Raw genomic sequence first — 12480 nt, 5'->3', positions numbered from 1 at the left:
ATAACAGGAACTAAGGATAGCCAGCTCCGGATTCCCCCCCGGACCTGGCTTTCTCTTTTATACGAATATACGAAAACACAAAAAGGAATGATTTTCATGATAGAGCTTCGTAATGTGTCCAAGACGTATCTAAACGGAACCAAAGGCTTAAACAACATTAACCTGACTATTCCAGCTGGAGAATTTGTAGCTATTGTTGGTCTTTCGGGTGCGGGAAAGTCAACCCTGCTACGTTCCATTAACCGGCTTCATGATATTTCAGAAGGCGATATTCTTATCAATGGGCAATCCATCACGAAGGCAAAGGGAAGCCAGCTCCGAATGATCCGTAGAAATATCGGAATGATCTTCCAAAGTTTCAACTTGGTGAAACGTACGACTGTGCTTCGTAATGTATTGGCAGGGCGGGTCGGCTATCATTCCACAATACGGACGATAATTGGCAAATTCCCACAGAAGGATATTGATTTAGCCTTCGAGTCTCTCGATCGGGTCAATATTGCTGAGAAGGCCTACACACGTGCAGATCAACTATCTGGAGGTCAGCAGCAGCGCGTGGCTATTGCTCGTGTTCTTGCGCAGGAGGCGCAAATTATCCTTGCAGATGAACCTGTCGCTTCACTGGATCCACTGACGACCAAGCAGGTTATGGATGATTTGAAAAAGATTAATATGGAGCTTGGGATTACGACCATCGTGAATTTGCATTTTATCGACCTCGCTAGAGAATATGCCACCCGGATTATTGGGCTCCGGGCAGGAGAAGTGGTCTTCGATGGTCCTGTATCCGAGGCCACCGATGAGAAATTTGCTGAGATTTACGGCAGACCGATTCATCAGGATGAGTTGTTAGGTGAGCCTGTAAGCGGAGGCATGTGATATGAGTGTGAATGCAGAGAAGCTACATCCCAAACCACCAAGGAAGATAAAGCATTATTTTACAGCCATTATATTAGTAGTATTACTGTGGAGAAGTGCGGTCTTGACCGATTCATCCATTGGAGAGCTGATCTCCGGTCTGCCAAATATGCTGGATCTGCTTAAGGAAATGTTCCCTCCAAACTGGGGGTATTTTGACAATATTATAGATGCGATGCTGGAGACGATCCGGATGGCATTGGTCGGTACAACGTTTGGTGCCATTCTGGCGGTTCCCATTGCCTTGCTGTGTGCAAGCAATATTACGCAAAGCCGATGGCTTCATTATCCGGTACGTATGCTGCTGAATTTGATCCGCACAATTCCCGATCTACTGCTGGCTTCTATTTTTGTCGCCATTTTTGGCCTCGGTGCGCTTCCGGGAATATTTGCTTTGACGGTATTTTCGCTAGGGCTGATCGCCAAGCTTACCTATGAATCGTTGGAGACGATTGAACAGGGACCTTTGGAAGCAATGACTTCAGTCGGAGCGAATAAGACTCAACGAATTATGTTCGGCGTCATTCCGCAGGTACAGGCTCATTTCATGTCTTATGTGTTGTATGCCTTTGAGATTAATGTTCGTGCTGCAGCAGTTTTAGGTTTGGTAGGCGCGGGTGGAATCGGCCATTACTATGAAGTGACATTAGGCTTTTTAGAATACGATAAGACTTGCACCATCATCTTGTTCACATTAGCAGTAGTCTTGATTATTGATTATGTAAGCACTAAGCTGCGGGAGAAATTAATATGAGTAAATCATGGAATACCCTAGTACCCAAACCTCGTAAAAATCGTTTCCGATGGCTGATTTATGTAGCATTAGCGGCAGTTTACATCTGGGCTTTTTCGGGAGTGCCGTTTAATGGATTTAAAGAAACTGCCGGGATCATTACTAAGGCAATCTTTGCCGGGATATTCTCTCCTGACTGGGCCTTCGTTTATTTACCAGATGGGGAGGATCTGCTTCGAGGATTACTTGAGACATTAGCTATTTCAATTTTAGGGACTTTTATCTCGACTTTCATATGTATTCCCTTTGCTTTTTGGGCTGCGGTCAACATGAGCAAGGGAAAGGCGATTTCGGGTTCCGGCAAGCTAATATTAAGCTTTATACGGACATTTCCTGAGATCATTATGGCTTTGCTGTTCATCAAGGCTGTTGGGCCGGGTTCATTTGCGGGTGTACTGGCACTAGGACTGCATTCCGTCGGCATGCTCGGCAAATTGTTCGCGGATGAGATTGAGAATATTGATAACGGTCCACTCGAAGCCTTAATCTCTTCTGGTGCCAGCCGCATGCAGGTGTTATGGTTTGCTGTTGTGCCGCAGGTATTGCCAGGCTTTCTATCCTACACTTTATACAGATTCGAAATTAACGTTCGCTCAGCTACGATTCTGGGTGTGATTGGAGCAGGCGGAATTGGCACACCGTTAATCTTCGCCCTCAGTTCACGGAATTGGGACCGTGTCGGAATTATCCTGCTAGGTATCATTGCGATGATTACGATTATTGATCTGATTTCCGGCATGATTCGGAAGAAGCTAGTGTAATAGAATCGCATAATTACATGTTAGACAAAGACCTCCTTAGGGTATGAATCGAGCCTATGGGGGTCTTTTTATGATTAGCGTACTATTCGGAAAAGCTATATAGAAGTAATAATACTTTTTGTGTTAACATATGTTGGTCTATCAGAATTGTAATGAAGGAGTTGAAGGTTTGGAATCTGCGCTTATTGGCAGCTTTGTATCAGCAATGGCTACGGTTCTTGGAGCGTTTCCGATCCTGTTCGTGAAGAGGTTATCTGAGAAATGGAAGGACGTTCTCGTTGCTTTTACTGCAGGTATAATGGTATCGGCTTCTACATTTGGACTCATGCCGCAAGCGATTAAAGAATCGGGGATTATCGCATTAACCTTGGGCCTGATTACAGGAGTTCTACTGCTTGATTTAATTGAAAAGAACATCCCGCATATCGACGTGGAGAATAAACCCGGATATACCAATATGGATTCCAAGGCGCTGCTCGTTTTGATTGCATTGTTCATTCACAATATACCAGAAGGTCTTAGTACGGGATTTAGTTATGCCAGTGAGCAGGCGAGTCTGGGTCCCACCGTGGCCATAGCGATTGGTGCGCAAAATATGCCTGAAGGATTGATTCTCGCAGTCTTTCTGATGAATTCTAGAACAACTAAGTTAAAAGCCTTGGGAATCGTTACGCTTACCGGACTTATGGAAATGGTATCTGCGGTTATTGGGTATTTTACGGCGAGTTACCTACATAATGTAGTGGGCTATGGTCTTGCTTTTGCCGCCGGGGCTATGCTATTCATCGTCTACAAGGAACTTATTCCAGAGAGTCATGGTCATGGTTACGAACGGCCTTCGACGTATTCGTTTATCTTTGGATTATTAATTATGGTGTATATCACGCAGATATTTGGGTGAGTAGGGAAAAGACGGCCAATGAAGTGCCAGAGCAGCTTAAGCTGCCTGACCTCATTGGCCGTCTTTATGGTTTAATCTATAATTATCCTCGCAAAATCGTCTCGATTTGCTCCAGCTCTTCTGCACTTAGCTCTGGTGCATTCAAGGAGGCGACTGCATCTTCAATCTGGCTCACCTTACTTGCACCGATCAAAGCTGAAGTGACTTTACCTCCGCGGAGTACCCAAGATAACGCTAGCTGAGACATTTTTTGTCCACGTGCAGCAGCAATCTCGTTCAGTTTGCGAACTTTAGCGATCTTCTCTTCCGTAATGGCATCTTCGGACAGGAATACACTTGGTCCAGCAGCGCGAGAATCAGGAGCAATTCCGTTAAGATAGCGGTCGGTCAGAATGCCTCCTTGTAGTGGAGAGAACACAATCGATCCGATACCCTCCTCAGTTAATACATCCTGCAAGCCATCTTCAATCCAGCGGGACATCATGGAGTAGTTAGGTTGATGAATCAGGCATGGCGTTCCAAGTCGACGCAGAATTTGTGCCGCTTCGCGTGTCTGTTCAGGGTTGTAATTCGAAATCCCAACATACAGCGCTTTACCTTGACGTACAATAAGATCCAGCGCAGCCATAGTCTCTTCCAGTGGCGTATTCGGATCTGGACGGTGGTGATAGAAAATATCTACATAATCAAGGCCCATACGTTTCAAGCTTTGGTCTAGACTGGAGACGAGATATTTCTTGGAGCCCCATTCGCCATAAGGACCGGCCCACATATAATATCCGGCTTTAGTCGAGATGACCATTTCATCACGATAAGGAGCAAGATCCTTCTTAAGGATTTGACCAAAGCTTTCTTCTGCGGAGCCAGCTGGAGGACCGTAGTTATTAGCGAGATCAAAATGAGTGATTCCAAGATCGAAAGCTCTTCTTGCCATGGCGCGACCATTCTCGAATAAGTCGTTTCCGCCAAAGTTATGCCAAAGTCCTAGCGAGATCGCCGGAAGGAGTAGACCGCTTTTTCCAGTGCGGTTATATTTCATATTGTCATATCTGGTAGCGCTTGCGTTATACATCATTATTTCCTCCTAAAAAGACTTATTTCTGATTACGTTACGTCCTTATTGTAGCGAAAGATCCCGGACAAACGTATGTCAGCAAGGAAGAAGTTTATAGCACAATGTCATTTTCGAGATGACGGATACGGTATTCTTTTGGAGAACAACCTTTCACCTTCTTGAACATTCGCGAAAAGAGTAAGGGGTCCTGATAGCCGACGGAACGCGAGATCTCACCGATAGTACAGAGGGTTTCTGTCAGAAGCTCGCATGCTTTAGCGACACGGTAATTCAATAAATACTGCTGTGGTGGCATACCAATGGTCCGTTTGAACAAGGAAGATAAATATTTGCGATCCAGCTTGAGAGAAGAAGACAGCATTTCCACCGAAATGTTCTCACAATAATGTGTATGCAAAAAGTGGAGACTTTGCTCGACGTAAATACTCTTTTGACGCGGTAAAGGTAGTACATCCGGAACAGCTGGCACCGCTTGTAGCAAGAGGGAGAAAAACTCATACATGATCGCTTTTAGCGGCAGGTCAAGACAATCCGAATTGTCGGCTCCTTCTGTCAGGCGTTCGTAGAGATTAGGCATAAGCTGTTTATCCATCGGGAAGATTGGTTGCTCAGGGGTCAAGGAGGTTTTGGATAAAATATATGATACCTGTTCTCCGGTAAAGGCTACCCAGGAATAGATCCAAGGATTGGTTAGGTCCGCTGCATAAGAAGTAACGATATGAGGGTAGGTAAGAAAAGCTTGTCCCGCTTGCAGGATATGGGTTTGTTCACCCACAGATACCTTTCCAGTTCCCTCATGAATGAAATGTATTTTGTAAACGTCACGAACTCCGGGTCCGAAAAAATGCCCAGGTAGACACTGTTCCCGCCCCCAGTAATGGAGATGCAGATCGGGATTACCTCTGAAGGGACGCTCAGAATTATAATTAAATATCGCCATGAATGCTTCAGTCTCTTTCTTTTATAGAGTTAACTAAGGATGATTGTGCCCATTTTCTTTTATTATACAGCATATTTTAGTGGGAACATTACTTGGAATGGTTTGCGAATTCTGTGATAGAAGTTTATCCCTGCCCAGTTTGGTTAAGTAAGCTATGAAGCTGAACGTATGAGCTAACTTCGATCACTAGGAGGTAATGGAGATGAATAAGAGAATAGTGGGTGTCTTTGCTGCCGAATACGAAGCTTCGAGGGCTATTGAAGAGTTGAAACGTCAAGGCTGCAGAACAGAGGACATATCGATTATCGCGAGAAATTCAGAGAGTGCGGATACGCTTAGAGATGAATCAGGGACCCAAGCGCCGGAAGGAATAGCTACTGGTGCAGCTACGGGTGGTCTGCTGGGTGGATTAACTGGGCTCTTGATGGGGATAGGCGCTTTGGCTATTCCAGGCATCGGGCCGATCATTGCAGCCGGACCGCTTGCGGCAACACTTGCTGGAGCGGCAATAGGTGCAGGCAGCGGTGGATTAGTTGGCGGTCTTATTGGACTAGGCATTCCTGAAGAGGAAGCCAAGCGTTACGATAACTACGTAGATGAAGGCCATATTCTTGTAATGGTGGATGTGGAGGGCGAGCAGAAAGAGGAAGAAGTGAAGCGGATCTTCGTACAGCATAATAGTCTGAATGCAGACCGTTTTGAGGATATTGCGAATATGAATACAGCTGAGAATCGAAATTATGATGGTAGTGTAAAGGAAAGCGATGCGCTCAGAGCCGCTGATCAACAAGAGGCGAGAAATTTGGCTCAAGCTACCGGAACCATGGATGCCATGGATACCTTAGCGAGTGAGCGCATTAGAAATAAATAAGAGATGATTATCTATTTAGTAATAAAAACAGACTATTTCACTAGCCAAGGGTGAGCTGGTGAGATAGCCTGTTTTTTTGTGTAATGCTATAGTGAGGCAACATTCTGTCTAACGGTTAGTCCATCCGGTATTTCTTTGCCAGGCAGGAAATGAATACTACGGATGTAGCGGATTGTTCGACTCTGTGCCCGCATGATGACCGAATGCGTCTCAGCGCGCTCTTTGCCGATAAAACGGACACCGTTCAGGAATTCACCTGAGGTGACGCCAGTGGCGGCAAAGAGTACGTCGCCTGTGCCAACCATGTCCTCCATGTATAACACTCTCGTAGGATTAGAAATTCCCATACGGACACAGCGCTGCTGCTCAAGAGGTCCATCGGGAAGCAAACGGCCCTGCATTTCTCCACCAAGACATTTCAGTGCGGCAGCGGCAAGGACGCCTTCAGGTGCTCCGCCCGAGCCCATGTACAAATCGACATCGCTATCCGGCAGGGCTGCTGCAATAGCGCCAGCCACATCGCCGTGACCGAGTAGCTTAATCCGTACACCCGCTTCTCGAAGACTATGAATGAGCTCCTCATGCCGTTTGCGGTCAAGTACCATTACGGTTAGCTCGGAGAGGGACTTGCCACTGAAGAGGCATGCTTTCTGGAGAGTGACCTCCACAGGGTCTTCAAGACTAAGCTTCCCGGCAAGCTCAGGACCGCAGGCGAGTTTCTCCATATAAATGTCTGGAGCATGCAGCAGGCTGCCCTTATCTGCTATGGCAATCACGGATTGGGCATTGTGAAGACCACAGGCCACCACTTCAGTGCCTTCCAGAGGATCGACGGCTACATCGACAGAAGGACCCTTTTGATTCCCGACTTTCTCGCCAATATAGAGCATTGGAGCATCATCCATCTCTCCTTCACCAATGACGACCGTTCCGTCGATGGAGACGGAATCAAACATGGAGCGGATGGCAGTCGTGGCTGCATCATCTGCCGCATTTTTATCTCCCCGCCCGATCCAGCGAGCTGAGGATAATGCACCTAGTTCAGTTACCCGTACAATCTCAAGAGCCAGTTCGCGATCCATTCTAATTCCCTCCAGTACATCCCATAAATTTTAATCTGAATGTTAGATATAACCCATAATAATACCAGCGGTTTCTTCTATAGCTTTGTCGGTAATATCGATTACAGGACAGCCTAGCTTATTGAACAGAGAAGAGGCATATTCCATCTCCTCTGTAATCCGCTCCAGACTTGCATATTGGGAGCCAGTCGGTAACCCAAGCGCCTTCAGCCGCTCGGAGCGAATCTTCAGCATATACTCCGGCTTCATGGTTAGTCCGATCAGTCGGTTCGACGGCAAGCTTAGCAGCTCTTTCGGAGGAGCAATTTCAGGAATAATCGGATAGTTAACGACCTTTTTCCCCCGATGGGCCAAAAAGATACTAAGTGGTGTTTTTGAAGTACGGGACATCCCTAGTAGAACGATATCGGCCTTCAGCATAGCGCCGAGATCGCGGCCATCATCACAGGCAACTGTGAATTCGATAGCCTCCATACGGCGGAAGTAGTTCTCATCAAGCTGGTGCAATAAACCCGGTCGCTGCTGAGGAGCGTCGTCAAACGTATCAATGAAAGCTTGCATCATTGGACCCATAATATCTACGATCCGAAGGTCAAGCCGTACAGCCTCTTCTTTAATCATTTCTCTTAGCTCCGGCTGCACCAGCGTATAGACGACAAAACCTTTATGCTGCGCGGCTTCTTCCATAAGCTTCCGGAGCTCATCTTCATGTCTAATGTTCCCGTATCTTTTGATGGTGATCTGCTGATTCTGGAATTGATGAATGACGGCCTGCACGACAGCTTCCGCCGTATCTCCTATAGAATCTGAGCAGATCGTTATTAGGTTGGAAGATTGCTCGATGCTCATGAATTCCTCCTGTTATCCTTTGGCTTCTAGTTCGAGGAGAAGTTTTACGATAGCAGTTTTCGTCAAGCGTCCTATGACATCCAGTTTCGTACCATTGTCTTCTGTGACGCTGGGAACAACTACCGGTAAACTATCTACCTCGTGAAAAATCATTTTATGTGCGGCATCAAGCACCGTCTCATCTGGTGAAGTTGTGACTACTTTGGGCTGGCGTGTCATGACCATGCTTACGGGCATGGATACAGCACCCGGATTGCCAAGGGTTACTTTCAGGAAATCCTTACGTGAAGCAACACCGGTGAGCTTGCCCTCTTCGTCACAAATAATAAGGGTGCCAACATCCTGTAGAAATAGCGTAACTACGGCATCTTGAACCGTAGTAGTCTCACGGATAATAATAGGTACACTTTGAATCTCTTTTACCTTTGTCTCCTGCAACAAATAATTGCTTCCCAGACGATTAGATGATTTGAGTCCCGGGAAGTAACCGACTTTAGGTTTAGCATCGATATATTTGAGCATAACCAGAACAGAGAGATCGGAGCGAATCGTTGGCCGTGTTAGATTCAGACATTCGGCAATCTGTTCGCCGGTAATCGGAGCTCTTTTGTTCACAATATCAATGATTTCTAGTTGACGTGATGTCAGTTCGATCGCAATTCCCTCCACTTCAGATAAAAAGGCATTCCTCTTTAGAAAAGAAGCGCCGTTAAGCGAATCCTCCTTTCATATATGAGTCATATATAGATGTTTTTAATTTAACTTGGTTATATAATACGCAATAGTGGTCATAAATGCAATATATAGTACGTCATATATTCATTTTTTTTGACGCAGATGTACGGACCCTACGCTTTAACATTAATTGTTTCAAGGCATCAGCATTGACCAGGATGGTCCCAGCAATGATAGTGAATACACCGAGGATCGTAACCCAATTCACGGCTTCATTATAAAAGAAAAAGCCAACCCCTACGGCAATCGGTGGAGAGATATAGAGCCAGGTAGAGGGAAACACAGGATTTGTCTTAGCGACGAGCCAGTAGAACAACGAATGACCGACCATCGAGCCGATTACGATTAGATAGAGCAGTGAACCTGCGATCTCGTAAGAGAGCAGAAACTCAGGATGTACATTTTCGGTGGCTAAGGAAAGAATGAATAACAGCACTCCACCATACATCATTTGGGCTGCATTTAGTGCGATTGGAGAGACCTCGGGCATGCTATTGATTACTTTTTTAGAATAAATCGCACCTACTGCGTAACAGCATTCCCCAATGAGGACAGCTGCGCAGCCGATGAGCCATAACGGTGAAATATCAACGACAAGATTAGGAAGAACGAGCAGCAGTACGCCAGTCAACCCGATGATACAACCATATAGTGAGATGGCAGGTGCTTTTTGACGAAGAATAGAAGTTTGGAGCAACAGAATCATGATCGGACCTGTGGCAGAGAGTACAGCTGCTAACCCGGAAGATACATATTGTTCAGCCCAGTAGAGACCTGCAAAGGTGCCAAAGGTTAACGCAGATCCGGTGAAGAGCATTTCTTTACGCAGGAGCAGGGAGAAGCTAGCTTTTCGTTTCCAGACCATCCATAGAAATAGAACAGCGCCTGCAACAAAAAATCGCAAGCCTGCTGAAAAGAAGGGCGGCGCACCGGCATCCACACCGATTTTGATAGCTAGAAAGGTCGTGCCGAAGATCAGACATACAAGTGCATAAGCGAATAAGATCATTTTGAAAGTCCCCTTTAGTGTGTGTATATAACGATCCTTGAACCAGTTCGTTAATCATATAGGGGAGAACACAGAACAGATGATGTTGAGTAGAACAGATGACTTCGGAAATCGTGTACAATACTGTAAATAGGAGTTGTTCGGAGAGGAGTTGCTGTGAGGTGAAAAAGTCAGCGAACGTGGAGCATAATCATCCCTTGTTTCGGCAGGTATATGAATTTCTAGTGAATCGCATGGAGCGAGGGGAGTGGGGGGCACATGATAAGCTTCCTTCTATACGGCTGCTGGCGGAGGAATTACAGGTACATCGACTGACAGTATTCAAAGCGTATAGAATGCTGACAGAGGATGGAAAAGTTTATGTGAAAGATAAATCAGGTTATTACGTATCGCCTGTTAGCTTGGTTCCTATTGTAGAAAAAGGAGCAGCAGTGACTGCCTATGCGCTCACTAATCCTCTTTCGGATATACAGAGAATGCCTGCTAAGTATCAGTTCTCACAGGCGCTGATTGATCCAGGTCTTTTGCCAAATCTTTTTCTATCCGACTATGTCAAAAAAGTGTTCGATTTATATCCCAAGGTCATGGGGACGTACTCTTCGGTTCAGGGAGATGAGGAGTTACGGGAGACGCTAAGTCGTCATTTTCGGAAGAAGCATTGGCTACAGTTATCTTCGGAAGAGCTGCTTATTACTTCAGGTGCGCAGCAGGCGATCAATCTGATTGCACGAATTGTGCTCGGGCCTATGGACACGGTGCTTGTGGAGCGACCAACCTACAGTGTGGCCATGGATATTTTTCGCCGGGAGGGGGCAAGGCTGGTTCCGGTGGAGATCACTCCGATGGGCTACGACTTGGAAGAAGTAGAAGCTTTGATGAAAAAGCATAAGCCGCGTATGTTCTACATTAATCCAACGCATCACAATCCAACTGGATACACGGTGCCTGTGCAACAGCGCAAGCTGTTGGTAGAACTGGCCGAACGTTATCGCTGTTTACTGGTGGAGGATGATCCGTTCCGCGATATGTATTTTGAAGAGGAGCCCCCGCCGCCCTTTTTTGCTTACGATACCGAAGGTTGGGTGATCTATATTAGCAGCTTCAGTAAATATGTAGCCCCAGGCTTACGGATCTGTGCGGTGGCTTGTCGCTATCCGTTTATGGAGCGCTTGATCACGGCCAAATCACTCGCGGACAATGGTACTCCGCTGCTTAACCAGAAGATATTCCTACATTACTACACGTCATCACGTTTGCAACAGCATCTCGGTAAGCTACGCATTGCACTTCAGGTGCATAAGGAGATTGTAGAGGAGGAGCTGGCTGGGACTGGGTGGGAGTGGACGCCTCCGCAAGGGGGCTTGAATTTATGGGTGAAGCTGCCGGACCATCTTTCGGCGGATCGACTGTTTGTCTCAAGTATGGCCCAGTCGATTGCTTTTGTGCCAGGAGAGTTGTTTGATCCGCTTGGTGAGATGAGGTCGAGGATTCGAATAAGTTACTCCTTTGCAAGCGAAGGGGTGCTACGTGAGGGGATTCAGCGGATGATTGCAATTGCGCGAGGGTTATGAGTAGGTACAGTAGACATGAGGAACTAATGAAGACTATTTAGGATGGAAAAGATTAGACTTGTATAACTTGTTTGGAAATTGTTGTAACACTTTCTTCTTCTGTTCCGTCTGTAGAGTAAAGAAGGAGGTTATTATGATGTTTAAGACCAAGTTCCGCAGTCCACTTATGATGTTCCTAAGTATAACGTTAATATTTATGGCCTTACTGACGGTGCGTCCCTCCGTTACTTATGCGTGTTCCTGTGTTGTACCTGCGGAGCCACTTGAGGCGCTGGAGTCAAGTTCAGCCGTCTTTACTGGGAAAGTAGTGGACAAAAAGGAGCCAAAGGGGACTATAATCTCATCTGCGGATCCAGTAAAAGTAACCTTTGAAGTCGATTCCAGCTGGAAAGGAATTAAGGGGAATAAAGTTACCTTGAGTACTGCTTTATCGTCTGCCAGCTGTGGGTTTGAATTCGTGGAAGGGGAAAGTTATATCGTCTATGCGTATGCTAATGACGAAGATGACTCTGGTAAATTAGAGGCCAGTTTATGCAGCCGAACGAAGCTGCTTGCCTCGGCATCAGAGGATCTGAAGGAGCTTGGACCTAGTATATCGGCAGGTACTCCTACAGCTTCTCCGGAGGTAACATCAAACCATTCGCCGAAATCCGAAACTGGGAATAATGGGGCGACTGAAGTTGAGGGGAAACCAGCTGCGGAGAGTGACTCTTTTCCACTTGTGAATGTAGGGATCAGTGGAATCATTATCGTTTTGATAGCGATAGCTGGCGCTGTACTCTACCGTCGTAGAGATGGTGGAACGCGTAAGAAATAAACTGTTGGTCTGATGAAGCGGTCGCCCGGGAAGTATTCGGGCGGCCGCTTATTTGTTTGAGCTGACCTTAAGTAGGTGGTGGGCGGTGTGGGTACTGGTGCTTAAGTATAGCTCGGGTCATCAAAACTCGAAGTAAGTGAAATCCTTCTTAAAATTGT

The 12480-nt window shown here is 46.2% G+C and carries 13 protein-coding genes; 7 read left to right on the top strand and 6 right to left on the bottom strand.

Annotation, left to right across the window (positions count from 1 at the left end):
• Window positions 1-96: 96 nt before the first annotated feature.
• The 4 genes from phnC to NSQ29_RS22135 all read left to right on the top strand — a co-directional run bounded on the left by phnC (window position 97) and on the right by NSQ29_RS22135 (window position 3373).
• Window positions 97-879 (top strand): phosphonate ABC transporter ATP-binding protein, encoded by a 783-nt coding sequence (phnC, locus tag NSQ29_RS22150; RefSeq protein WP_149646544.1) that lies wholly within the window; start codon window positions 97-99, stop codon window positions 877-879.
• A 1-nt stretch (window position 880) separates the two neighbouring features.
• A complete protein-coding gene (phnE, locus tag NSQ29_RS22145; protein ID WP_042185358.1) occupies window positions 881-1672 on the top strand; it encodes a phosphonate ABC transporter, permease protein PhnE in 792 nt (263 codons plus the stop codon).
• Complete coding sequence (gene phnE / locus NSQ29_RS22140; protein WP_042185360.1) at window positions 1669-2472, top strand: phosphonate ABC transporter, permease protein PhnE; 804 nt, start codon at window positions 1669-1671, stop codon at window positions 2470-2472. The genes phnE (NSQ29_RS22145) and phnE (NSQ29_RS22140) overlap by 4 nt, the downstream gene beginning before the upstream one ends.
• 169 nt (window positions 2473-2641) lie before the next feature.
• Window positions 2642-3373, top strand: coding sequence for a ZIP family metal transporter (locus tag NSQ29_RS22135; RefSeq protein WP_341126093.1), 732 nt, complete (start codon window positions 2642-2644; stop codon window positions 3371-3373).
• A gap of 82 nt (window positions 3374-3455) precedes the next feature.
• Here NSQ29_RS22135 and NSQ29_RS22130 read toward each other — a convergent pair whose 3' ends face one another.
• Window positions 3456-4445: an aldo/keto reductase gene (locus NSQ29_RS22130; protein ID WP_371915722.1), complete on the bottom strand. Its 990-nt coding sequence runs from the start codon at window positions 4443-4445 to the stop codon at window positions 3456-3458.
• 94 nt (window positions 4446-4539) lie between these two features.
• On the bottom strand, window positions 4540-5388 hold the full coding sequence (locus NSQ29_RS22125) for an AraC family transcriptional regulator (protein WP_339269148.1): 849 nt from the start codon (window positions 5386-5388) through the stop codon (window positions 4540-4542).
• 202 nt (window positions 5389-5590) lie between these two features.
• On the opposite strand from NSQ29_RS22125, the gene NSQ29_RS22120 reads away from it, so the two are divergent.
• Window positions 5591-6259, top strand: coding sequence for a general stress protein (locus NSQ29_RS22120; RefSeq protein WP_076299198.1), 669 nt, complete (start codon window positions 5591-5593; stop codon window positions 6257-6259).
• An 86-nt stretch (window positions 6260-6345) separates the two neighbouring features.
• Here NSQ29_RS22120 and glpX read toward each other — a convergent pair whose 3' ends face one another.
• From glpX to NSQ29_RS22100, 4 genes are all read right to left on the bottom strand, one after another.
• On the bottom strand, window positions 6346-7341 hold the full coding sequence (gene glpX / locus NSQ29_RS22115; RefSeq protein WP_042185368.1) for a class II fructose-bisphosphatase: 996 nt from the start codon (window positions 7339-7341) through the stop codon (window positions 6346-6348).
• Between the two features lie 42 nt (window positions 7342-7383).
• Window positions 7384-8190, bottom strand: coding sequence for a pyruvate, water dikinase regulatory protein (locus NSQ29_RS22110; RefSeq protein WP_445739171.1), 807 nt, complete (start codon window positions 8188-8190; stop codon window positions 7384-7386).
• Window positions 8191-8202: 12 nt separating this feature from the next.
• Window positions 8203-8859 carry a helix-turn-helix transcriptional regulator gene (locus NSQ29_RS22105; protein WP_149646549.1) on the bottom strand — a complete coding sequence of 219 codons (657 nt, stop codon included), beginning with the start codon at window positions 8857-8859 and terminating at the stop codon, window positions 8203-8205.
• 142 nt (window positions 8860-9001) lie between these two features.
• Window positions 9002-9934 carry a DMT family transporter gene (locus tag NSQ29_RS22100; protein ID WP_341126092.1) on the bottom strand — a complete coding sequence of 311 codons (933 nt, stop codon included), beginning with the start codon at window positions 9932-9934 and terminating at the stop codon, window positions 9002-9004.
• 161 nt (window positions 9935-10095) lie between these two features.
• On the opposite strand from NSQ29_RS22100, the gene NSQ29_RS22095 reads away from it, so the two are divergent.
• Both NSQ29_RS22095 and NSQ29_RS22090 read left to right on the top strand, forming a co-directional pair.
• Window positions 10096-11505 carry an aminotransferase-like domain-containing protein gene (locus NSQ29_RS22095; protein WP_341126091.1) on the top strand — a complete coding sequence of 470 codons (1410 nt, stop codon included), beginning with the start codon at window positions 10096-10098 and terminating at the stop codon, window positions 11503-11505.
• A 133-nt stretch (window positions 11506-11638) separates the two neighbouring features.
• A complete protein-coding gene (locus tag NSQ29_RS22090) occupies window positions 11639-12322 on the top strand; it encodes a hypothetical protein (protein WP_143759394.1) in 684 nt (227 codons plus the stop codon).
• Window positions 12323-12480: the final 158 nt, after the last annotated feature.

The sequence above is a fragment of the Paenibacillus sp. FSL F4-0236 genome (assembly GCF_038000135.1).
Classification (GTDB): domain Bacteria; phylum Bacillota; class Bacilli; order Paenibacillales; family Paenibacillaceae; genus Paenibacillus_AQ.
This window is presented reverse-complemented; position numbering and strand designations above follow the sequence as displayed.